Origin of the sequence: Paenibacillus sp. FSL H3-0333, assembly GCF_038002805.1 — a bacterium.
Taxonomy (GTDB): domain Bacteria; phylum Bacillota; class Bacilli; order Paenibacillales; family Paenibacillaceae; genus Paenibacillus_AQ; species Paenibacillus_AQ silagei.
In genome coordinates, this window is record NZ_JBBODG010000001.1 from 519,351 (window position 1) to 540,799 (window position 21,449).

24 protein-coding genes and 1 riboswitch are annotated in these 21,449 nt (G+C 52.5%); of the genes, 2 read left to right on the plus strand and 22 right to left on the minus strand.

The features are described 5' to 3' along the window. Nucleotides 1-24: 24 nt before the first annotated feature. The 12 genes from glmU to MHH78_RS02335 form a co-directional block, all read right to left on the minus strand. Complete coding sequence (glmU, locus tag MHH78_RS02280; protein ID WP_036723963.1) at nucleotides 25-1,425, minus strand: bifunctional UDP-N-acetylglucosamine diphosphorylase/glucosamine-1-phosphate N-acetyltransferase GlmU; 1,401 nt, start codon at nucleotides 1,423-1,425, stop codon at nucleotides 25-27. A gap of 243 nt (nucleotides 1,426-1,668) precedes the next feature. Beyond that, nucleotides 1,669-1,956 carry a septation regulator SpoVG gene (spoVG, locus tag MHH78_RS02285; RefSeq protein WP_036696395.1) on the minus strand — a complete coding sequence of 96 codons (288 nt, stop codon included), beginning with the start codon at nucleotides 1,954-1,956 and terminating at the stop codon, nucleotides 1,669-1,671. Between the two features lie 209 nt (nucleotides 1,957-2,165). Beyond that, entirely contained in the window at nucleotides 2,166-2,993 is an 828-nt protein-coding gene (purR, locus tag MHH78_RS02290) for a pur operon repressor (RefSeq protein WP_036723965.1), read from the minus strand. 165 nt (nucleotides 2,994-3,158) lie between these two features. Further along, nucleotides 3,159-4,013: a 4-(cytidine 5'-diphospho)-2-C-methyl-D-erythritol kinase gene (gene ispE / locus MHH78_RS02295; protein WP_036723966.1), complete on the minus strand. Its 855-nt coding sequence runs from the start codon at nucleotides 4,011-4,013 to the stop codon at nucleotides 3,159-3,161. Between the two features lie 158 nt (nucleotides 4,014-4,171). Further along, on the minus strand, nucleotides 4,172-4,351 hold the full coding sequence (locus MHH78_RS02300; protein ID WP_036723967.1) for a small, acid-soluble spore protein, alpha/beta type: 180 nt from the start codon (nucleotides 4,349-4,351) through the stop codon (nucleotides 4,172-4,174). A gap of 226 nt (nucleotides 4,352-4,577) precedes the next feature. Continuing rightward, nucleotides 4,578-4,853, minus strand: a complete 276-nt coding sequence (gene veg, locus MHH78_RS02305) for a biofilm formation stimulator Veg (RefSeq protein WP_036696386.1) — start codon at nucleotides 4,851-4,853, stop codon at nucleotides 4,578-4,580. Nucleotides 4,854-5,122: 269 nt separating this feature from the next. Continuing rightward, complete coding sequence (gene yabG / locus MHH78_RS02310; protein ID WP_340945767.1) at nucleotides 5,123-6,031, minus strand: sporulation peptidase YabG; 909 nt, start codon at nucleotides 6,029-6,031, stop codon at nucleotides 5,123-5,125. 74 nt (nucleotides 6,032-6,105) lie between these two features. Next, nucleotides 6,106-6,990 (minus strand): 16S rRNA (adenine(1518)-N(6)/adenine(1519)-N(6))-dimethyltransferase RsmA, encoded by an 885-nt coding sequence (gene rsmA, locus MHH78_RS02315; protein WP_340956918.1) that lies wholly within the window; start codon nucleotides 6,988-6,990, stop codon nucleotides 6,106-6,108. Continuing rightward, nucleotides 6,987-7,538, minus strand: a complete 552-nt coding sequence (gene rnmV / locus MHH78_RS02320; protein WP_036723973.1) for a ribonuclease M5 — start codon at nucleotides 7,536-7,538, stop codon at nucleotides 6,987-6,989. The genes rsmA and rnmV overlap by 4 nt, the downstream gene beginning before the upstream one ends. A 161-nt stretch (nucleotides 7,539-7,699) precedes the next feature. Continuing rightward, entirely contained in the window at nucleotides 7,700-8,860 is a 1,161-nt protein-coding gene (locus MHH78_RS02325) for a 3D domain-containing protein (RefSeq protein ID WP_341166474.1), read from the minus strand. A 286-nt stretch (nucleotides 8,861-9,146) separates the two neighbouring features. Beyond that, nucleotides 9,147-9,375, minus strand: a riboswitch (cyclic di-AMP (ydaO/yuaA leader). Nucleotides 9,376-9,574: 199 nt separating this feature from the next. Continuing rightward, on the minus strand, nucleotides 9,575-10,345 hold the full coding sequence (locus MHH78_RS02330; protein WP_076082763.1) for a TatD family hydrolase: 771 nt from the start codon (nucleotides 10,343-10,345) through the stop codon (nucleotides 9,575-9,577). A 54-nt stretch (nucleotides 10,346-10,399) separates the two neighbouring features. Continuing rightward, the gene (locus tag MHH78_RS02335; protein ID WP_076082760.1) at nucleotides 10,400-11,683 is read right to left on the minus strand and encodes an HD domain-containing protein; all 1,284 of its coding nucleotides are present in this window, start codon (nucleotides 11,681-11,683) and stop codon (nucleotides 10,400-10,402) included. 275 nt (nucleotides 11,684-11,958) lie between these two features. On the opposite strand from MHH78_RS02335, the gene MHH78_RS02340 reads away from it, so the two are divergent. Then, the gene (locus tag MHH78_RS02340; RefSeq protein ID WP_019914502.1) at nucleotides 11,959-12,213 is read left to right on the plus strand and encodes an AbrB/MazE/SpoVT family DNA-binding domain-containing protein; all 255 of its coding nucleotides are present in this window, start codon (nucleotides 11,959-11,961) and stop codon (nucleotides 12,211-12,213) included. 636 nt (nucleotides 12,214-12,849) lie between these two features. Here MHH78_RS02340 and rsmI read toward each other — a convergent pair. The 10 genes from rsmI to MHH78_RS02390 form a co-directional block, all read right to left on the minus strand. Then, on the minus strand, nucleotides 12,850-13,755 hold the full coding sequence (gene rsmI, locus MHH78_RS02345; protein WP_341166475.1) for a 16S rRNA (cytidine(1402)-2'-O)-methyltransferase: 906 nt from the start codon (nucleotides 13,753-13,755) through the stop codon (nucleotides 12,850-12,852). Further along, nucleotides 13,752-14,528 (minus strand): tRNA1(Val) (adenine(37)-N6)-methyltransferase, encoded by a 777-nt coding sequence (locus MHH78_RS02350; protein WP_200869522.1) that lies wholly within the window; start codon nucleotides 14,526-14,528, stop codon nucleotides 13,752-13,754. Before MHH78_RS02350 ends, rsmI begins: the two co-directional genes overlap by 4 nt. 102 nt (nucleotides 14,529-14,630) lie before the next feature. Continuing rightward, nucleotides 14,631-14,993, minus strand: coding sequence for a DNA replication initiation control protein YabA (gene yabA, locus MHH78_RS02355; protein ID WP_036723981.1), 363 nt, complete (start codon nucleotides 14,991-14,993; stop codon nucleotides 14,631-14,633). Nucleotides 14,994-15,024: 31 nt separating this feature from the next. Then, the gene (locus tag MHH78_RS02360; protein ID WP_036696365.1) at nucleotides 15,025-15,825 is read right to left on the minus strand and encodes a PSP1 domain-containing protein; all 801 of its coding nucleotides are present in this window, start codon (nucleotides 15,823-15,825) and stop codon (nucleotides 15,025-15,027) included. A gap of 150 nt (nucleotides 15,826-15,975) precedes the next feature. Next, nucleotides 15,976-16,950, minus strand: a complete 975-nt coding sequence (gene holB, locus MHH78_RS02365; RefSeq protein WP_036696363.1) for a DNA polymerase III subunit delta' — start codon at nucleotides 16,948-16,950, stop codon at nucleotides 15,976-15,978. Between the two features lie 16 nt (nucleotides 16,951-16,966). Next, nucleotides 16,967-17,410, minus strand: coding sequence for a YaaR family protein (locus MHH78_RS02370; protein WP_036723982.1), 444 nt, complete (start codon nucleotides 17,408-17,410; stop codon nucleotides 16,967-16,969). A 5-nt stretch (nucleotides 17,411-17,415) separates the two neighbouring features. Next, complete coding sequence (locus MHH78_RS02375; RefSeq protein WP_036723983.1) at nucleotides 17,416-17,745, minus strand: cyclic-di-AMP receptor; 330 nt, start codon at nucleotides 17,743-17,745, stop codon at nucleotides 17,416-17,418. Nucleotides 17,746-17,860: 115 nt separating this feature from the next. Then, nucleotides 17,861-18,502, minus strand: coding sequence for a dTMP kinase (gene tmk, locus MHH78_RS02380; RefSeq protein WP_036723984.1), 642 nt, complete (start codon nucleotides 18,500-18,502; stop codon nucleotides 17,861-17,863). After that, nucleotides 18,503-20,269: an aminotransferase class I/II-fold pyridoxal phosphate-dependent enzyme gene (locus tag MHH78_RS02385; protein ID WP_341166476.1), complete on the minus strand. Its 1,767-nt coding sequence runs from the start codon at nucleotides 20,267-20,269 to the stop codon at nucleotides 18,503-18,505. A gap of 215 nt (nucleotides 20,270-20,484) precedes the next feature. Beyond that, nucleotides 20,485-20,670: a sigma factor G inhibitor Gin gene (locus MHH78_RS02390; protein WP_036723987.1), complete on the minus strand. Its 186-nt coding sequence runs from the start codon at nucleotides 20,668-20,670 to the stop codon at nucleotides 20,485-20,487. A 210-nt stretch (nucleotides 20,671-20,880) separates the two neighbouring features. Here MHH78_RS02390 and MHH78_RS02395 point away from each other — a divergent pair, with 210 nt between their 5' ends. Continuing rightward, nucleotides 20,881-21,405: a hypothetical protein gene (locus tag MHH78_RS02395; protein WP_036723988.1), complete on the plus strand. Its 525-nt coding sequence runs from the start codon at nucleotides 20,881-20,883 to the stop codon at nucleotides 21,403-21,405. Nucleotides 21,406-21,449 lie beyond the last annotated feature (44 nt).

A 21,449-nucleotide genomic window follows, 5' to 3' on the forward strand; every position in this document is an offset into this window, starting at 1 on the left:
ACAGCTGCTTTCTGCTTACACGCTTTACGATGGACTATGCTGGTCTTTCTTCGCCTTGGCCCGGGAGCGGATCTTCTCTGCATATCCCGGCTTATTCTCCTGCCTTGCTCTGGCAATCGCCAGATCGTTCTCCGAAACCGGACGCGTAATCGTGGAACCGGCGACAATGAATGCGCCCTTGCCCACTGTAACCGGAGCCACAAGGTTCACGTTGCTGCCGATAAAGGCATCATCGCCAATCTCGGTTCTGAACTTATTATAGCCGTCATAATTAACGGTGATCGCGCCGCAGCCGATATTGACATTCTTACCGACCTCAGCATCACCGACATAGCTTAAATGAGATACCTTGGAGCCGTCGCCGATTGTAGCATTCTTGATCTCTACGAAGTCGCCGACCTTAACACCCTCACCCAGAACGGTTCCGGGACGTAAATACGCAAAAGGCCCAACGGAAGCCCGTGTGCCGACCTGAGCCTGATTCAGCACGGAATGCTTCACAGCCGCTCCGTCCATAATCACGCAGTCTTCAATTTCACTTGCCGGACCAATCACACAATCTTCGCCGATCACTGTCTTGCCCTTGAGTACCGTGCCCGGATACAGCACAGTATCTGCTCCAATGACAACATCTGCTCCGATGTAGGTTGAAGCCGGATCGATGATAGTGACTCCGCCGAGCATATGCCCCCGGTTGATGCGCTGACGCATATAGCCTTCGGCTTCAGACAACGCCAGTCGGTCATTCACACCAATGGACTCTGCTGCATCATGGGCCTGATAGCCCAGAACGATATCGCCCTGCGCCCGGAGTATACCGATAACATCCGTCAAATAATATTCCTGCTGGTTGTTGGTATTCGTAACCTTCTCGAGAGCAGCAAAGAGCTTCGCGTTATCAAAACAATACGTCCCTGTATTAATCTCGTTAACCGCAGCTTCACTCTCTGTGCAATCCTTCTGTTCCACAATCTTCAGCACTCCGCCGTCTTCGCCGCGGATAATCCGTCCATATCCGGCAGGCTGCTCCATAACAGCAGTAAGGACCGTTGCAGCAGCATTCTGCGCTTCATGCAGCGCCATCATGCCTTCGAGTGTCTCGCTCATGACAAGCGGCGTATCTCCGCAGATGACAATGGTGGTTCCTTCTTCGCTGCCCAGAAGATCCTTGGCCTGCTTGACGGCATGGCCGGTTCCAAGCTGGACATCCTGCAGCACATATTCGGCATTCTCGCCTAAGTATGCCTTAACCTTCTCGGCGCCGTGGCCTACAACAACTACATTATGCTGGCATCCGGTCGCCTTCACTGTATCAAGCACGTGCCCTACCATCGGTTTACCGCAGACAGGGTGCAGTACCTTGTATAATTTAGATTTCATGCGCTTGCCTTGGCCTGCAGCAAGTACAACAGCCATTCTTTTCAAGAATGCCAACCTCCCACTTCTTGAACTCACTACTGAATATATCTCATTCCGGGCAAAAAGAAAAGAGAACCATGCAGGCATGGTTCCCTTTTCTTCGAACCCCAATAAAATCCCCCCACAATGTAGGGCTTTGGCTCCGAGGCTGACCCAGGTACTCTGCGGGGACCCCGAAACATATAAAACGGTATGGCCTATTGCCGCCCTGGGGAGGCAGCAACTCCCAGAGAGTCAGCGGTTCACCGCTTAAGCTCCCTCTTCAATTACTTCCTCTTCTTCCGTAGCGGCACGTTCGTACTCGGCCAGAACCGCAGATTGAATCTTCTCGCGCGTTCCCGAAGAAATCGGGTGTGCGATATCGCGGAATTCTCCGTCAGGTGTACGCTTGCTGGGCATTGCAACAAACATCCCGTTATTCCCGTCGATGACGCGAATGTCATGAACAACAAACTCGTTATCGATTGTAATGGATGCGATTGCTTTCATTCTCCCCTCAGAGTTGACGCGGCGGAGTCTGACATCCGTAATTTGCATGTGTGTGTTCACCACCTTTTTCCATCAGAGACTTGGTGTATAATTCCACACAGCAAAGCGAATTCCTTCTTTTTCATTCCAAATAATGCCTGATTAAGAAGATTATTTTTGCAGAATCGTCGATTTCGACAGATTTCGTGCAGTTATCTTAAGAATCCTCATAGTTTCGACATTATGCCCGTCTTTTCAGAACCGGCAGTATCCCTCGTTCAGGAGGAGAAATAGTTGCCCGGAAACGCCGAAATACGCCGCACCTTGGAGTCCACCTCTGTCAGCTTCACCAGCGACACGTAGTCATGCAGCAGGCGTTCTTCATTCTCCACGTCGCCGGACTCTACGAGTACGCCCACACCTGCGACCTCTGCATTGAACTCACCCAACAGATCGACCATTCCGCGTACGGTGCCACCCGCCTTCATGAAGTCATCGACAATCAGCACCCGGGATTTCTCGCGCAGTGCCCGTCTGGACAGGGACATCGTATGGATGCTCTTATGGGAGCCCGATACATAGTTGATGCTTACAGCCGAGCCCTCCGTTACCTGATGGTCACGGCGGACCAGCACGACCGGCAGCCCCAGCTGCGCAGCCGTTGCGTACGCCAGCGGAATCCCCTTGGTCTCCACCGTCATGACGACATCAATCTCCACGCCGTAGAAGGCGGTGGCAATGATCTTGCCGGCCTGCTCCATCAGGGACGGGAGGCCGAGCAGATCCGACATATACAGATAACCGCCGGGCAGTATCCGGTCGCTCTGCTCAAGCTGCCCGCACAGACGGTTCACGAAGGCAAGCGCCATATCCATAGGCATGCGCGGAATATAACGCACTCCGCCCGCTGCCCCGGCCAGTGTCTGCAGCTCGCCCATTCCTTCGCCTTCAAATACCTCTTTTATAATAGCCAGGTCCTCGCTGACCGATGACTTCGCCGCACCGTACCGCTCTGCAAAAGTGGACAGAGGCAGCAGATCATGCGGCTTCTCCAGTAAAAATTGGGTCATGTCAACTAACCGTTGGCTTCGTTTAAGTTTTTTCACGGAATGCTCCTCGCCTTATAAGCTGAATTTAAGAATAATGCATGCTCGATTCTTAAATTCACTTTATACAAAACCGAATATTACTATGAATAATATCATTATTGTACGGATTTGCACAAGCGGAAACCGCTTTGCCTCCGTTATCAGAGGATGGTCCCGCTCCGCTTAGCTCAGCGAACGCACTGCATAGACTTCCTTGCAGAATCCGCGCAGCCCGTTATAGATTCTCGCCACCTTGGAGTGCCTGGAGACAAGGCCAAATACGGTCGGACCGCTCCCCGACATCAGCACGCCGTCCGCCCCCAGCTTCAGCATCGCTTCCTTGAGCTGCTGCACCTCAGGGTGCAGCTTCAGAGTCACATCCTCCAGCACGTTGCCAAGGCCCTCACAGACGGCTGAGAAGTCACCGGCCTCCAGAGCCTGCTGCATGCGGAGCGCGGACGGATGCACCGCTATGTTGCCGGCGCGCACGCGTCCGTATACCTCAGCCGTCGATACATTGATCGGCGGCTTCGCCAGGATGACCCACATTTGCGGAGGATTCGCGATTGGGGTCAGCCGTTCGCCCCTGCCCGTAGCCAGGGCAGTGCCTCCTGTGACGCAGAACGGGACGTCTGAGCCCAGCTCAGCGCCCAGCTCCTGCAGCTCCTGCACCGGGATGCCTAGGCGCCAGAGCCGGTTCAGGCCGCGCAGCGTAGCCGCGGCATCGCTGCTGCCGCCGGCGAGGCCGGCAGCGACCGGAATTCTTTTGTCCAGATGGATATGTACTCCGCTTCTGACGTTATACCGGTCCTTGATCAGCCTTGCCGCCTGGAAGGCCAGATTCTTCTCATCCAGCGGAATATATCCGGCCTGGCTTGAGATAATAATCGAATCCCGCTTCAGCTCCGACAGCTCCAGACGGTCCGCCAGATCGACCATTGTCATTATCATTTCCACTTCATGAAATCCATCAGCCCGCTTATGCAGCACATCCAGCATCAGATTAATTTTTGCCGGTGCCTTCTCATACATTTTCAAGGCGTTCACCCACCCTCAGCTTTTCCCGTACAAAACAACTTAACATATTATATGAGAAACTGACAGTGAAGTCCATTAAATATACATCCGGTTCTATGAAGCAGAAAAGGTACCGCCCGCAGGCGATACCCGGTGCGGCATGACACCGCTATAGCCGCTTACAATTTCCGCGCAGCAGCCTGCTCTGCCAGCTGAATCGCCCGTTTCACCATATTCCCGGCATCGACTGCCCGGATTCCGCCCCAGCCCTCCTGCTCAACCGTTTCGTAGAACCCAAGCTCCTTGGCCAGCTCCGTCTTCAATTCCTCCGACATCATGCTTCGTCTTCTGCGGCTCATTACGAATGCCTCCCTTGTATGCTGCTCTATGATGAACGTACTGCCTATGTAGTATGCAGCCGGGAGGCCAGTGTCATGCAGCATAATTCAGGAAGAGTCCCTACATGCAAAATAACCCCACAAAGTGGGGCTTTAGCGTAGGTGATGACTCAGGTACTTTGCGGGGACCCCAAAACATAAAAATTCTATCAAAAAACAGCCCCCCCGCAGGGAGACTGTCATGACGCTAAGCTTTGATATACATAATCCGCATCTGCCCATCGTCTTCGGTAACTGTGATTTCCACAGATTCAGTAAGTATATCGGCATAGCTATAGGAGACACGCTTGAAGGTCTGCTGCTCCTGATCGAGTTTGACAATAAATACAGAAGGGTACGTTTCTTCCAGGACACCGGTGCGTTCAACGGTCTTCCGACGGCCACCGTTAGCCCGCAACGTGATCTTATGACCGACGTGAGCTTCAAGACTGCGTTTAATTTCTAACAGCGCGTTATTAGCCATTACCTGACGACCACCTCTTTCCTTGTCCATTATACAACTTCTATAACCACTTGTCAAATTAAATAAATAATTATAGATGATGAGAAAAAAGTTGTCAACGGAATTTTTTTAGACGGGGAAATTCCTGACTTAAGCACCTTGTTATCAGTAATAATGACTGGCTGCTCCCTGACCCATCTTGTGTCATAAGCGGCTTCCGTGGCAGCAAAATAGGATAAGCACGAATGCTTACCCTATTCCTTCCGACTGTTCAGTTATCACTTGCCCGGTTACAGCACCGAAGGCGCTACCTTCAGCGTAGCCAGGTTCTGCAGCTGAGGCATTCCGATCCGGAAGCTGCCCCGCGTCTCTATTCCGCCCATCCCCTGATTGCCGCTGATTGTATGACTCAGTACATCGCTTAAGTTCACCGTATCCCGGATAGAGGTAAAAGAGGCCTTGGCCGCGATATACACCGGGTCCAGGGCATGAATGAGTATTCTGCCCGGGGAGCTGGCGAAGTTGGCACCATTGCCCAGGAGAGCCTCGAAGTGCGACTGGCAGGCTCCGGCTACGATCGTCAAAGCATCGAAATTCCGCTCATATTCACGGGCCACCCGGATGGCTGCCACAAAATTCTGTGAATTCTTATAGCTGCTCAGACTGTACAGATCATAATTCTGCTGTTGCTTAAGTACTCCATCATGGCCGGTAATCACTACGATATCGGGACGCACACGGGGCAGCAGACGGTACAGCGTCTCCGCCATTTTGGATTCGTTGACATGATGTCCCTCCGCCGGTATGCGCAGCTGCTCGTAGAGACTCAGGCTCTTCTTCAGATAGAGTGCATCACCATCCAAATGCAGGACCTTACCCGGCACTTCAAAATAAGCCGCTTCCTTCGGAGATTGGCCCCAGGTTCCCGTGGACCCCGACACGCTCTCTCCGCTTCGCTGGCTCTGCACCTGCCGGTCTTTACGCAACCAGGTTAGAGATTCTGTTGCCTTGATCTGCGCACGCGCTCCCCGCTCGGTAACCCGTGTAGGAGGCACCTGCACCAGATCCTCCAGCGGGGAATCCGCCAGCAGACGGAACTCCGTGCCTTTAATGACTGCTCTATTCTGCAATATATTGTCTACCCGGAAGGTCACATCGCCGCCATAGGATTTACGAATGACCAAGTCTCCTAGATTCATTACAACACCACCTCTACCCCATGTTATGGGCAAAGGCCCCGGTTGGTTCATCCGCCGGGAGGGTTTTCTGTATTCTATGCGATGCCTGCAGCCAGAAGAACCGCACTGAGCCGCGCATACTCTTCAATGCTAAGCGTCTCGCCGCGCCGCGAGGGTTCAATGCCGGCTTCGGAGAGCAGCGCCTCCAGGCGCTCCCGCCCTTCTTCCGGGAAGTAGCGGGCCTTAAGATTATTGGCAATCGTCTTGCGCCGCTGGGTAAAGGACGCCTGTACCACACCAAAGAAATGCTTCTCGTCCGCTACCTCCACCGGAGGGCGTTCTCTGACCTTCAGCCGGATCACAGCCGATTCCACGTTAGGCTGCGGGATGAACACCGTACGCGGCACCATACAGACCAGCTCAGGCTCGCTGTAATACTGGACGGCAATACTCAGGCTGCCATACTCCTTGCCGCCCGGAGACGCCGCCATACGCTCGGCAACCTCCTTCTGGATCATGACCACGATATTATCCAGCGGCAGCTTCTCCTCCAGCAGCTTCATGAGGATGGGTGTAGTCACATAATACGGCAGGTTAGCTACGACACTAACCCGGTCCCTCCCCGTGAAATCCTCAGCGAACAGCTCCTGCAGATTCACCTTCAGCACATCGTCATTACGGATCTTTACATGGGGATATGGCGACAGGACATCCCTAAGAATCGGGATCAGCCTGCGGTCAATCTCTACCGCAGTGACGGCCCCGGCCGTCAACGCCAGCCGTTCCGTCAGTGCTCCGATCCCCGGCCCAATCTCAAGCGCACCGGCTGTGCTGTCCAGACCGGCGGCATCCACAATTTTGTCCAGAATATTCTGATCGATCAGAAAGTTCTGGCCCAGGCTTTTTTTGAAGGAGAATCCGTAACGCTGAATTATCGCTTTGGTTCTTGTTGGGGACGAGATATTCTCGATACCGCTCATGAAGTAATGCCTCCCTGATCAATTTGGGCGAGGGCCTGCGCGAATTCTTCGCGGGTAATGCCGAACATCGCCAGACGTTTGTACAGTTGCTTGCCATTGCAATAACCGATACCGAGCAGATTGCCAAGCTGCATTCTGCGCTCAGCCGCCCGGGGATGCACCATCAGCCCTGCGGCCATAAGCTCATCCAGCCCAATGATGGGCGGCGCCCCCTCGAAGGAGGTATGTACATGCTCCAGCGCATGGCGGATAGCCTCAGGCGAAGCATTCTCTATTCCGATATCTCCTTTGCGGGTTGCATCCTTCTCCGGGATGAAGGCATGCTTGCAGCCCGGCACCTTGGCCGCGACGATTTTGCGGATTCGCTCTCCGGCATGATCCGGGTCGGTAAGAATGATTACACCCCGGCGCTCCATGGCCAGCTTGATCTTGGCAATGACCCTGTTATCCACTGCCGAACCCCCGGTTTCAATCGTATCGGCCTCAACCGCCCGCTTAACGGCAACGGTATCACTTTTCCCTTCAACCACAATTAGCTCTTTAATCATAAATATTTTTACTCCTTACTCCAGAACGCAAAAAGAAGAGGATTCGCTCCCCTTCTTTTTGGCTAAAGAATGTATAAGTGATGAGCGGCAGCTCTCTAAAATTTCGTAAGTGCTTCCCTCACTATATCGTATTAACCGCTAATTTGCAAAAGACTTTACGTTTAGTTCAGCTCCGGCTTCACAGGTCCGATCACATAGAGTGTGCGCGACTTGCGGCCGAAATTACGGGCATGGCTCAGTGAATCGTAATAGACATCCACCTTGTTGCCTTTGATGGCACCGCCGGTATCCTCTGCTCGGCGAAACCCTAATCCTTCAATGTACACCCACCAGCCAATCGGTATAACACTAGGATCTACAGCTATAGTGCGGCCTTCCGTTACGCGTGTGCCGGAGGCAGTACGTGTTCCAATACCCGGTTCCTGAGACGAATACGCAGTCATGGATACGTTTTTGATCATTCTTTTGTACTCGAAATCCACACCAGCCTTACTGGTAACATTGCTGGCCTTTGCGCTGGCTTTAGATGACTTGGAGGTTGTTACAGGTATGGAAACTTTGGCAGTAACTACGACGGGCTTAGGAAGCGGCTTGGTTCCAATGGCAATGATTTTGTCCTTGGTAACCGTCTGTACTTCCTTGCCGATCATGCGCATGGATGCCAGCTCGCCATCTTGATAGATCTTCTCGATGTGCTGGACCATTACGCCAGGCTTACCTGCCTGTGCCACTCTTACGGTTCCCTTGGTCAATGAGGGGTCTGCTGTCTTAATGACCCGGAAAGGCAAATTAGTTGTCCGTTGAACCACATGCTTTTTAATCCGGACAATTTTGATTTCCATGTCTGCAGATACTGCGGTTTCTAGCGAAGGGTAAATCTTGTCTAAGCCTTCCAGGCTGTAGCCCAGCTTGTCGATGGCCTGACCAATGGTATCCTCGGTCGTAAATAACGTCTCGGTCTTTCCGTCTACGGTAAGAGCGAACTTCTGCGCAGTGTTAATCACGATACGGTCGCCGTCTTTTATTTCATCACTAAGGCCAATAGATAATTCATCATGCGCCTGCAGCGAAATCTGTTCCTTAGCCAGCACATCACTGAACAGCGTTTCCCGCGTCTCCAGTGTCTGTACCTGTCCGTCTATTACTAGGGTAATTTCTTTTTTGCTCTGACCGTGTACGTACAGCAGTATTAACAGTGCGATAACAATCGATGCCACACCGGCAAGTAAAACTACGCGGGGATTCACTTGCTTCAACCGTAATGCGAAAGACCTGCTGGATGATTGCGAATCATGGGATACCTCTGGTTGGAATACGCCCACTCTCTCCATCCTCCTTACATAGCCCCGTCGTCCAAGTTAGTTCAAGGTGACTGTATCACTTCTGACGAAACTAGGTTTGAGTTTGCAACAGGATACGCCCGCACTTGCTTCAGCGTTTCCTGCTCATGGATCGCCTGCTCGGCATAGTTACTCCGGAGATCTGTTATATAACAGTATGCCGGGAGCATTCTCATTATTCAAAACAAAAGAAGCCTAAAAAGAGCTCATAGAGGACTCTTTCGTGGCTTCCCGGTGTCGAATACGTCGGAATGCTTATGCACGAGGTTTCCTCTCTTACTTGCGCTTACGGGGTTAGCTGTCGGGTTCGGACATAAGAGAGACGCCCTATCTCAGGTCACCCGCTCACGGCGGTTGCCCTCAAATTCACCCCAAAGACCACGTAAAGAAATCAAATAATGCCTGCGGCAATTCTGTGCCAGTACTCTTGTACGTTCATGCGGCAGCGCATTATTGGTTCCCCCGTTCTCCATACGGAGACTCAGCGAGACGATCCATGAAATTAGTGACTGTCACAGTTACAACAGCTCACTGCACTGAAAAGATGATATCCTGTTTTGATACATGTTGTAAAGGACGATTCAACCACGTTTACGTAAAAAAATGATTAAAATATTGTAATAATCGGCCGTTTTTCCGTCATAAAAGTTTAATATATCCGCTATACTTCATTTTTCGCCGCTTTTACTCCTGTTTTCAGAGTATCCCAAATCGTTCCAGTGCGTTCGCATACGTAATTTCCGCCAATTCCTGTAATTCAATCCCTTTTATTGCCGCGGCCGCCTCCGCTACCAGCCTCACATGAGCGGTCTCATTTCGCTTGCCCCGGAAGGGGTGCGGAGTCAGATATGGGGAGTCAGTTTCGATCAGCAGCCGGTCCAGCGGAGTCTGGGCAAGCACCTCTTTGGGCACCCGGGCATTCTTGAACGTAATCGGTCCTCCAAAAGAAAGATGGAAGCCCAAATCAAGACACATCTTGGCACTTTCCCAGCTCCCGGAGAAGGAGTGCATTACGCCGCCAACCTCGCCCGCCTTCTCCTCACGGAGTATGCGGATCACATCTTCATGAGCATCACGGTTATGAATACAGATCGGCATCTTCAGCTCTCGGGCCAGCCCGATCTGCTTGCGGAATACTTCATGCTGCACATCCTTAGGAGAGGTATCCCAGTAGTAATCAAGTCCAATCTCGCCGATGGCAACCACCTTGGGATGAGCGCATAAGGAGGCGATCCATTCCAGGTCTCCGTCCTTCATCGTGATGGCATCCTGGGGATGCCAGCCAACGGCTGCATAAATATAATCATATTTCTCGGCAAGCTGCATGGTAGTCGGTATCGTATCCCGGTTAAAACCGATGTTGATCATCTTGCTGACGCCGGCTTCCAGCGCCCTGGCAATGACCTCTTCGCGGTCTTCGTCGAATTGTGGAGCATCCAGATGGGTATGGGTGTCGAATAACTGCATTACATTACATCCTTTCGGCCTGTTATTGTATCTATAATTCCAAGCTTGATCTGCTTATTTGGCAAAAATCTCTGCGATGGACGGCGGCAGCTGTGGAAGGGCTTTCTGCAGTCTGTCCTGCGGAAAATACAGATGGTATCTGCCGCGGTGAATACCACTGATAGAGCGAACAATATCCGAGACCTCGGAGATTTCCCTCAGCCGGTCATGCTTGTCCAGAAGCAGGATCTGCTTGCTGTCAAAGCCGTCTCCCGGACGGAACACATCATAGGGAAGATCGGTGGGATAATCAATTTCCAGATCATAATCGGGCCGGAGTCCCGCACCGGCGAAGCTGCGGCGAATTTCGTCAATCGTGTCAGAATCCAAATGCTCCATCTCCACATATTTATACAGTTTACGATGGATAAACCGGCTGCACAAGTCGCTCAGAATGTCATCCTCCTCCAGCGTCCACTGCATGAAGGCAGTCTGCATCAAGGCTTCATCCAGCAGCAGGTACTGCCCTACCGTTACCTCTCCGCTGAACAGATCACTTAAGGGCTCGATCATGAAGCGGAAGGCATGCTGCTGCTGCACCAGCTCCTTGGCCCGGCGGAGAATCTGCCTGAGAATAATCTCAGAGCTGCGGGTTACCGGGTGGAAATAGACCTGCCAGTACATCTGGTAGCGTGACATCAGGTAATCCTCAATCGCATGCATCCCCGATTCCTTCACAACCACCCGGCCGTCATAAGGACGCAGCATCCGCAGAATCCGGTCGATGTCGATGGTTCCATAATTCACCCCAGTATAATATGCATCCCGGAGCAGATAATCCATCCGGTCAGCATCCAGCGGTCCCGACACCAAATTGACAACAATTTCATGCTCATAGGTTTTGGAGATGACCGAGGCTACTTTACCGGGGAAATCTTCAGCCACATCACGCAGAATAGCCGTAATCTCTGTATCCTCCAGAATGATACGGCAGGTCCAGTCTTCATGATCCATTTCGAAAGCTTCTTCTATAGAATGGGAGAATGGGCCATGCCCCAAATCATGCAGCAGTGCCGCACACAGGGTAAGCAGTCTCTCCTCCGGCATCCAGTCCTTATAGCCGCTCCGTTCAAACTGGGAAATAATCCTCCGCGTAATCTCATATACCCCCAGAGAATGGGAGAACCGGCTGTGTTCCGCCCCGTGAAAGGTCAAATAGGAGGTGCCCAGCTGCCGGATGCGCCGCAGACGCTGAAATTCCCTAGTGTTGATCAATCTCCAGATAATAGTATCCTGTACGTGGATGTAGTTGTGAACCGGGTCCTTAAATACCTTCTCTTCTGACAGCGGTTGCTTCATGAAATCATCTCCTTTTCTTGTTTTATATAATATATTGTCGCTATTTGTCGAATATTAGCGATTCATATACTGCCAAATCGACAAACATCTTCATAAGCTTTTTAAGAGTGATTTGCCCGATCAAACGCGGAATAAATGTGGTCTCAAAAGATTTCTTAAAATTAGCCTGAAAAAAGGTTGACTGTTTTGGGAATGGTTGGTATTATAAATATCATAAAACAGTGAAGAATGTCGAATAATGACGCTTTTGAACATTGAGAGGAGCAACGATTGTAATGATGAAATCAACAGGAATTGTACGTAAGGTAGATGAGCTTGGACGGGTCGTTATTCCAATTGAATTGCGTCGCACCCTGGGCATTGGAGAAAAAGATGCGCTCGAAATTTACGTGGACGGTGAGCGGATCATGCTTAAGAAATACGAGCCTGCTTGCATTTTCTGCGGCAATGCTGAGAATGTAACTTACTTCAAAGGTAAAATTGTTTGTCATGAATGCATTTCGGCTATCCCTACCCCTGTGACAAACTAAAATAAATAGGGTATAATAGGAACTAATCCAATTGTTAATTCTAACCTTTTTATATCTCCTTGGCCTCCCGTTCGCGCGGGAGGTATTTTTTTGCGCTATTTTCGGGGACTTTCCCCGGATGCCCCTTTTTCCTACCTTGTCTGCTTCCTAAACCTCACATCTACTTCTTAAACCTCTGATTCTTACCCTCCCTACAGGGAGGGCCCCAAGGGCCCCGGCCCTCTGGACACCCGGAAGCTTGGCGGATCTCTGCAGCGGACGCGGAAGGAAGCGGGGTTCGGCGGTGGACCGGCCCTTTTCGGACTCCCTGCGGTGATCCCTCAGGCCTTGCCATGTGAAGGGTTTCGCCATAGTCAGGTGCCTATGACGGCTGCGCCGGGTGCTCCCGTGCCATGGATGAGCAGATCGCTCTCCCTGCGGGATACGCTTACCTGTAGAGTCACTAGCGGCTTTGGTGCTGGAGGGTTACTGGCTTTTCCTATACATATAAATGTATAAACTACAACTATAACTAATAAAAGGAATAATACAATCCATATAAGTGTATGAAATACATTTATTTCATTGGGTGCTCAGATGATTAAACCCATTTTTAGGTTTTTACTGGAATTCGAATAACTTCAGCACAACAGTGTTCTAACTCCGCTCCAGGAGTTCATTATAAATATCGCGCTTGGACAAGCCGCGGTCAGACGCTGCCTTTTTCATCGCATCCTTACGTGTTAAACCTGAAGCCTCATAGTGGGCTACATGCTCCCCGGTACTAAGCTGACGCCACCAGGAAGACTCGGCCAGCTCGGCCTCCTCCTTGCTCTCTCCCTCAAGCACAATTACGTATTCGCCAAGCGGGGGATGCTCCTCCAGCCAGGCCAGGCACTCCTCAATCGATCCGCGCAGGAACTCCTCATACCGCTTGGTCAGTTCACGGGCCAGTGTGATCCGGCGGTTGCCGAAGGCCTCCTGCAAATGAACAAGTGTCTTGGCAACTCGGTGCGGCGACTCATAGAAGAGCAGTGTCCCTTGGGCAGAGCGCAGAGGTGCCAGAACGGCCCTTATGTCCTTGCGCTCTCTAGGCAGGAAGCCGACGAACGTGAAGCTGGCGGTAGGCAGCCCTGAGGCAATCAAAGCCGACAAGGCGGCATTCGCTCCAGGCACCGGAATCACCGGAATCTGATGGCTGACAGCCAGAGCTACCAGATCGGCACCAGGGTCGGATATCGCCGGCAGACCGGCATCGCTGACGAGTGCCAGATTTTTACCTTCTATTATATAGCGTAGCAGCTCCGGTCCACTGGCGGCCTTGTTATGCTCATGGTAACTGAACAGCATGGACGGTGTAATTTCAAAATGGCTCAGCAGCTTACGCGTCTGCCTCGTATCCTCAGCAGCGATAATATCGCATTCCTTCAGCGTGCGTACTGCCCGGTAAGTCATATCCTCCAGATTGCCGATCGGCGTAGCCACCAGATACAGGCATCCGCATCCTTCGGGCTTCGCTCCGTCATGGTTATTTTGAAAGCTGCTTTGGCATTGTATGGTCATTGGCTCGTATCCTCTTTGTTTCCGTAATAAATATCCATAATCTCGGGGCAATATTGATTGTCCTCATTATATACGATTAAAGGCGGTTGTAAACGCACCTCCGGCTTCCCGTCACGCGCGGCCTCGATCAGAACCATATTCGCTTCCAGATGGGCGCGGGGATGTACAAAGCGGATCAGCTTCGGTTCCAGCCGGTGCTTCCGCATCAGACTGATAATATCCACGAGGCGCTGCGGCTTATGCACCATGCTGACTTTGCCTCCGGTACGGACCAGCCGGACACAGGCCTGAATGACCTCCTCCAGGGTACAACCGATTTCATGGCGGGCCATCGCCTGATGGGAATTCAGCTTCAGATCGCTCCCGTTCAGCGGCATATAAGGGGGATTCACCGTGATCGCATCGTATACGCCATAGCCCGCTGTAAGATGAAGCTCCCGCAAATCGCCCTCATGAATCTGTACCCGCTCCTCCAGACCGTTAAGCGATACACTGCGCCGGGCCATGTCTGCCAGACGGGGCTGAATCTCGATTCCTTCAATAGAAGCCTTCGTCCGTGTAGTCAGGAGCATAGGAATTACTCCGTTACCCGTACACAGGTCAAGCACCCGTCCGCGCGGCGGTACACTGGCGAACCGTGCCAGCAGTACGGCATCCATCGAGAAGCTGAACACTTCGTCACTCTGGATAATTCTCAGATCATGGGTGAGCAGGTCATCGACCCGTTCAGCTTCATGTAAGGGTACAGGTGTATTGTTCATTGAATGGGTCATTGTAATGTAATCTCCTAAAAGTTTTTGTTGAGCGTATGCTTCGGAAGAATAGCCTTACATTCAAAAAAACCGTAGGCGACAATCTCCTACGGCTGGATATCCTCATTTATTAAGAAAAGAAAGGCAGAACAGACAATCGCCTTCCGTCCGCAAATGCCCAAAGTAGACATTGCAGATGTGGAAGCCTTCGTGATACAGCCGGGCCAGATTATCATAGCCTTCCCCGACAACCTCCTCTTTCCCTTCGGCAGCAAGTATAGCCTCCGCCTCCGCAGACAGTGCGGCCTTATCTACAGGCGCTTCCCTTTTCAATATGATACGAAGTTGCTCGTTCTCCAGACTCAGCTTCTGATTCGCTTCCATCAGCTCTTTGACCGTCTGCTTCCAATCGCCCAGAGTGGTGCGCATTTCATCCATCTGCGCTTCCATCTCCTGCATGTGTGCAAATATATTTTTCTTCTCCAAGTTTCCACCCCGAAAGTAACCTTATAATGGTTTACTTGACGACAACATCATCCATTGGAAGTTCTTTAACTTTGCCCACTTCAAACAGCTGCACATGAACCGTGCGGCTGCCGGCATTGATACCGACTACCTTGCCGTCACCCAGTGAAGTAACGACCATTTTGCCTACAGCCGGCATTTCTTCCTTCGTGCTCTCATAATTATCATGCTCAAACTTCAGACAACACATCAGCCGTCCGCATAATCCCGAGATCTTGGTCGGGTTAAGCGACAAATTCTGATCCTTCGCCATCTTGATGGACACCGGCTCGAAATCACCAAGCCAGGAGGAGCAGCAGAGCACCCGTCCGCATGGGCCTAATCCGCCCAGCATCTTGGCTTCATCCCGCACACCAATCTGCCGGAGCTCAATGCGGGTACGGAAAATACTGGCCAGGTCCTTCACCAGCTCGCGGAAATCCACGCGGCCCTCGGCCGTAAAGTAGAAAATAATCTTGTTGCGGTCAAACGTAAACTCCACATCCACCAGCTTCATTTTGAGGCCATGATCGCGGATTTTATTTAAACAGGTGGTAAAAGCATCCTTCGCTGCACCCTTGTTCTCTTCCACCACGCGCGCGTCGGTTTCACCGGCAATGCGCATGACTTTCTTGAGCGGCAGTACAACGTCAGCTTCCTGCACCTCTTTTTTGCCAACGACAACCTTACCGTATTCGACCCCTCTTGCAGTCTCGACAATCACGCATTGATCGCGTTCAATCGGGAAATCAAGCGGATCGAAATAATATATTTTACCCGCTTTTTTGAAGCGGACACCTACTACGCTGTACAAAAATTAACCCCCTTGTTTGACGGTAAAGGAACCCTTAAGCAAGACTGCTTCCCTGATGATCCATGCTTGTCCTTCCTCGTCCGCTATACCCGGTCTTTCCAGGTGCTGAGGATTATATCCCGGAGGATCTATTATAAATAACCCGAGCCTCTAGCTTTCCAGCCGGATTAAAAACTGCTCCAGACACAGCTGGGCATTGGCATTGGAACGCAGCTTCCGCTTGCTCTCCGCCGCATATTCCATATAAGCCACCCACTGCTGCGTACTCCTCTGACGGGCAGCCCTCGAAATAAAGTCTAACTGATCTATGAAAACGATACTTTCGTGCTTTCGGTACAGGAAGTAGAGCATATCTTTGAACCATAAGTGGAACATGCTGAATAGAGTGTCCAAATGTTCACCAAGTCCGGTCTTGAACAGCTTCGAACCCGCGGTTGCTACCGCAGTGCTGCCCTTGCCCAGAGACTCCTTCGCTAATTGTAACACTAGATTTCTCATTTCTGCAAACCAATTCTGTGCCAAAAGTTCCCTGCAGCCGTCAAGACCGGCAGTCAGCGACACCGCGCACCGTGCCAGCGGCACCGGAACCCCTTCACCGGACAGCGCCTGAAGCATAATATCCGGATGGAGCGGGCTAAACGGAATGCGCTGGGTTCTGGACTGGATCGTCGGGAGCAGGGAACTGCTGTTATCGGAGATCAGAATGCCTACCGCAGGGGCCGGCGGCTCCTCCAGGAATTTCAGCAGACTATTCGCGGCTTGCACCGTCATTTTGTCCGCTCCTTCTATAATATAAACCTTCGGGTTAATTCCTTCCGAGCGGTAGGAAAAAACACGCTGAAGTTCACGAATCTGATCGATCTTAATGCTCGCCCCATCGGGGCGCAGCAGCGTTAAATCAGGATGATTGCCATGCTCCACCTTGCGGCATTCCAGGCACTCTCCGCAGGCATCATCTTTGCTGGCGGTACAAAATATCGCCTGGGCGAACGTCAAAGCCATCTTCACCTGCCCGCTGCCTGCCGGACCCGTGAACAGATAGGCATGGCTGACAGCATCCTTGCGTAAGGCATTCTGAAGCAGCCGCTTGGCGTCCTCCTGGCCTAATAGTTCATGAAAAGACATATATTCCTCCAAGTTGTCAGAAAGAAAGGTTAATCAGCAGCCCGCGGATCTCTCCAACCCGTCCCAGGAGATCAATCCGGCCCTGCTCGCTGTCCAGCAGATCATCCGCCATATTCAGCAGAGCGGCATCAACCTCTTCGAGCAGCTTATAGCGTTTGCCGCGGCCCCGCCGGTCCCAGCCTTTGGTGTCCTTCAGGATCACTCCGCGGCGGGCCGTCTCCTCCAGAAACCGTTTGATCAGGTTCCGGTAGATAGATAGCTCGCGCACAGTCATGGATTTGGAGAGCCGGTCGCCTTGCAGCTGGATATCTTTGATCTGACGGTTCAACTCATCTATAGTTTTCTGCTGGCTTTGCTGTTGAAATACATCGTTGAAGTTTTTTTGCTGGACCGGGCGCCTCTCAGCCTCCGTGGTCAGCATTTCGCTTTTTAAGGGCCTGTAGCCCGGGTTGATCTTCATTATGCTCAATAATGCTCGAAACGATCGACGGGAAGTACGAATACGGTAGCTCCGCCCACCTGCACTTCAACAGGAAGCGGCAAATAGGAATCTGTCGTGCCGCTCATCGGCGTGACCGGAGTGACCAGTTGCTCGCGTACTTTGCAGCTGTTACGGATTACACTGAGTACAGCGTCTACCTGAATATCATCTACCCCAATCAAAAAGGTAGTGTTACCCGCACGGAGAAATCCGCCTGTACTGGCCAGCTTGGTGGCACGGAAGTTCGCCTTCACCAGTTCACTGGATAGCCGGTTGCTGTCTTTATCCTGGATAATTGCAATGATCAAATTCATCTTCGTATCCCCTCCTAATTAGTTATGTTCACAGGCTTTCCGCACAACATCGATTCAATCTGCGGAGAAGCCCTGTTCAATCATTATACCTCTATTGTTTATTTGACAAAACACCTTAGAAATCCTTTAATATCCTGTCCTTCAGTACACGTACTATATCCTGCTCCACCATATGGATGGGACGACCCGCATCAAGCACCACAATCCGTTGCGGATCAGAGCTGGTTACCAGTTCATAGCCCGCCCGCACCTTCTGATGAAACTCCAGGCTCTCCAGATCCAGCCGGTTCACTTCCCGGTTCTGATTGGCCGCTATCCGGGACAGGCCCACCTCAGGATCTACATCCAGGTAAAAGGTAAGATCAGGCATTCTCCCGCCAGTCGCAAACCGGTTAATCCCCCTCACCTCTTCGATGCCCAGCCCTCTGGCGTACCCTTGATAGACCAGACTGCTGTCTACAAAACGGTCGCAGAGCACGGTAATTCCCTCCTGCAAGGCAGGCTCGACCACCTCCGCCAGATGCTGGCTTCTTGCCGCCGCATACAGGAGTGCCTCTGTCCGGGCATCCATAGCCGTATGCGCCGGGTCGAGGATAATAGAGCGGATCTTCTCGGCAATCTCAATCCCTCCCGGTTCGCGGGTGATTAAATAGGGCATGGAATGGTTCTGCAGATAAGCTGCCACCCTGCCGAGTACGGTTGTTTTGCCGGAGCCGTCGCCTCCCTCCAGTGTAATGAAGAATCCTTCTCGCTTCACTTATGCTTCTCCGCCCTTCTGAATGTTGTATACCATAATATGCTGTAAGGCCGGATCAGCACAGGCCTGAAATTTCGCCCCGCCTATTCTCAGACGGATCAGCCTGTCACAGACAGACGCTGTAATGCTCTCTCCGGGATATAAGAGCGGGATGCCTGGAGGATAGGGAATAACCATCTCCGCCGCAATCCTGCCCGCGCTTGCCTCAAGCTCTACACTCTCTGTCTCCCCGGCAGCCACCGGCCGGATAGAGAACGCGACCGGAGCCGATACTGCCGGAATGTCGAAATTGTTCCACGTGGAAATATGACCGGAGAAGGTTAATTCCCCTTCTCTGCTATTATATGACGCTGCCTGGGCTGCGGTCCGTGCGCTGGAGAAGGATTCTCCGCCTTGGGGAGCGGGAGCTGCGGCAGTGTCTGAGTAAGTAGACTGGCTGGGTCCATCGGTAAGATCTAGACCAGCGACAGGATCAAGGCCAGCGGTAGGTTCAAGGTCTGAGGAAGCTGCGCTCCCGCCTGTCTGCTGCGCTGCCAAGGAGGTCTGCGCTGCAATGTCCTGCAGCGCTGTCAGCAGCTCCGCTGCCTCTTCAGCCTTCGAGCCGAGGCTGAAGGCCAGGACCACGTGCCGGTCGTCGCTCATCTCCGGCACGATTCCCCTCTCTTCGAGCCTGCGCTGCAGCTCGAAGCCCCCCAGGACCCCCGCGGCGTCATAAATGACCGCCTTGAAGGGGTCCTGGGTCACGTACGCCGCCCCGCGCAGCGGCGGCTTCACTCCTGCGGCGCCGGCCTCGCCGCAGACAGGCTGCTGCGGCTGCGCCGGCTGCAGCAGCCTGAAGCGCGGCAGCGCCGCCAGGCCGCGCCGCAGGACATCCACGGCGGCGAGCCCCGCCGTGAAGGCACCGGCGCCCTGGCTGTGCAGCAGGCGCCGGGCCAAATCGAGCGAAGCCATCACGGGGTAGGATGGGCTGGAGCTCTGCACCATGGCCAGGCGCTGCCGCAGCAGCGCGCGGTCAAGCCATGGCCCTTGCACATGCAGCATGGCGCCCATCGTCAGCGCCGTCAGCATCTTATGCGTGGACTGCACCACGCCGTCCGCGCCCTGGGCAAGCGCCCCCGCCGGAAGCGCGGGGTGCTGCCCGTAATGCGCCCCGTGCGCCTCATCCACCAGCAGCGGCACGCAGCAAGCGTGACAGGCCTGCGCGAGGGGCGCTAGGTCACTGCCCATGCCGTAGTAATTCGGCATGGTGACTAGGACCCCGGCAGCCTCCGGGTATGCGGCCAGCGCCGCCTGCACCGTCTCAGCAGACGGAGCCACCGCAAGGCCGCTGCCCGGGTCGATCTGCGGCTCTAGGAAGACTGCACGCGCTCCCGCCAGCATCAGTCCATGGATCACGGACTTGTGGACGTTGCGCTGCAGAATAAGCAAACTTCCGGGCTCAGAACAGACCGTCAGGATCAGAGCCAGATTACCCGCGGTGCTTCCGCACACCAGCATATAACTCTCCTCCGCGCCGTAACAATCGGCTGCCAGCTCCTGTGCTTCCCTTATTACCCCTTCCGGATGATGAAGGTCATCCGTTCCCGTAATCTCCGTCACATCGTAACGCATCACTTCCGTGAGATACCCCGCACTCTCTGCACTGACAGTACTCCGGTAAGCCTCCCCGTTCTTGTGACCCGGCACATGATAAGATATATTACCCTTATGTCTATATTGTTCCAGCATTTCGTATACAGGTGCCCTGCCAGGCTGTAGCTTGTCCATAGATTCTTCCTCCCCTGGGGGTTACCTTCTATTTTAACGCAAATGCACCCAAACGCCTATCACTTCCGCAAAGGATTGCACGCAATAAAACGGCTCCCCTCACCCGGTCAGGGCGGAGAAGCCGTTAAGAGGAACCTTGTATTTGCAGCCAACGCGACACAGATTCACCGCCCGCTCTTTATATGTTGCTTGTTACAGGTCCTGCAATTCGTACACTAAGCATGCATACGCAGATTGATCTTCTTCATCCGGTTAATGAAAAAGTTGTACTTCACATCCTCAGCCTCCGTACGCACCATCTCACTCTCACAGTCCTCACAGATGAAGTGCGAGACAATCACAATGCCTTCTTCCTTTTCTTGCCCACAGATAATGCAGGCCTGCCCGGTTTGCTGTTCCATTTTCATCCCACCTTGACTCTTTTAAGAACAGTATGGTACACCTTCTATCATTTTAAACCTTTTCATAGTTTTTTCCTAATCCTTCATAGCCTAAAATATATATATTCGCCCGCTGCCCATTCGGTGAATCTGAGCCCGTTGTTTAATAAAACGCAGGAGCAGGCCGATAATAATAACAAGAGAACTTGCGAGGAGGTCCGAATTCCAGGTATGGAACCAAACACCAAAGGTGCCGCTACATTCTATCAATACAAGCTTATCAAAAAAATTACTATTACAGCATTCCTGCTGCGGGTCTATATCACCCTGCCCTTTATATGCCTTGTGCTCGAAAGTGTCTTTCTCTCCTGGCTTAGTGTTCTGTTCATGATTATAGCCGGACCTGTCATGCTGTGGATTCAGTATGTCATCTCACGCTCTGTGCTGCTGATTAGCGGACACCCTATCGCCAAGCGCTGGAGATTATCCCTGCGCCTGCCCTGGCCCGGTTACATGCCCGATCAATATATCAATTACGGCATCTTCCGTACCGTACAGCTGCATAACCTCTGGATCGGTCTTTGTATAGCCGCACTCTTCATCGTCTGGGCTCCGCCAGCCTTCACGGTTTCGCTTGCGGTATGCCACCTGTGGCTGCTGCTACCCCGTCTGTATGCGCTGCTGCGGTTAACAAGTGTAGGCAAAGACGGGATGCTCAAGTTCAATGCGGCAGACGCCTCTTATTACGCCCAGTAATCCCAACCAGATATACATAGCGCTGTATTTAAGCGGCCAAGCAT

Bases quoted from the DNA above. Each gene is read 5' to 3' on its own strand.
- MHH78_RS02370 (WP_036723982.1), bottom strand. From the start codon at position 17,410: ATGAAGATCAACCCGGGCTACAGGCCCTTAAAAAGCGAAATGCTGACC.
- rsmI (WP_341166475.1), bottom strand. From the start codon at position 13,755: ATGACCATACAATGCCAAAGCAGCTTTCAAAATAACCATGACGGAGCG.
- MHH78_RS02340 (WP_019914502.1), top strand. From the start codon at position 11,959: ATGATGAAATCAACAGGAATTGTACGTAAGGTAGATGAGCTTGGACGG.
- yabG (WP_340945767.1), bottom strand. From the start codon at position 6,031: ATGAATCTAGGAGACTTGGTCATTCGTAAATCCTATGGCGGCGATGTG.
- spoVG (WP_036696395.1), bottom strand. From the start codon at position 1,956: ATGCAAATTACGGATGTCAGACTCCGCCGCGTCAACTCTGAGGGGAGA.
- rsmA (WP_340956918.1), bottom strand. From the start codon at position 6,990: ATGAGCGGTATCGAGAATATCTCGTCCCCAACAAGAACCAAAGCGATA.
- MHH78_RS02375 (WP_036723983.1), bottom strand. From the start codon at position 17,745: ATGAATTTGATCATTGCAATTATCCAGGATAAAGACAGCAACCGGCTA.
- MHH78_RS02385 (WP_341166476.1), bottom strand. From the start codon at position 20,269: ATGGACAAGCTACAGCCTGGCAGGGCACCTGTATACGAAATGCTGGAA.
- holB (WP_036696363.1), bottom strand. From the start codon at position 16,950: ATGTCTTTTCATGAACTATTAGGCCAGGAGGACGCCAAGCGGCTGCTT.
- MHH78_RS02395 (WP_036723988.1), top strand. From the start codon at position 20,881: ATGGAACCAAACACCAAAGGTGCCGCTACATTCTATCAATACAAGCTT.
- MHH78_RS02350 (WP_200869522.1), bottom strand. From the start codon at position 14,528: ATGACCCATTCAATGAACAATACACCTGTACCCTTACATGAAGCTGAA.
- MHH78_RS02300 (WP_036723967.1), bottom strand. From the start codon at position 4,351: ATGAGCCGCAGAAGACGAAGCATGATGTCGGAGGAATTGAAGACGGAG.
- veg (WP_036696386.1), bottom strand. From the start codon at position 4,853: ATGGCTAATAACGCGCTGTTAGAAATTAAACGCAGTCTTGAAGCTCAC.
- MHH78_RS02330 (WP_076082763.1), bottom strand. From the start codon at position 10,345: ATGCAGTTATTCGACACCCATACCCATCTGGATGCTCCACAATTCGAC.
- MHH78_RS02335 (WP_076082760.1), bottom strand. From the start codon at position 11,683: ATGAAGCAACCGCTGTCAGAAGAGAAGGTATTTAAGGACCCGGTTCAC.
- rnmV (WP_036723973.1), bottom strand. From the start codon at position 7,538: ATGATTAAAGAGCTAATTGTGGTTGAAGGGAAAAGTGATACCGTTGCC.
- MHH78_RS02390 (WP_036723987.1), bottom strand. From the start codon at position 20,670: ATGGAACAGCAAACCGGGCAGGCCTGCATTATCTGTGGGCAAGAAAAG.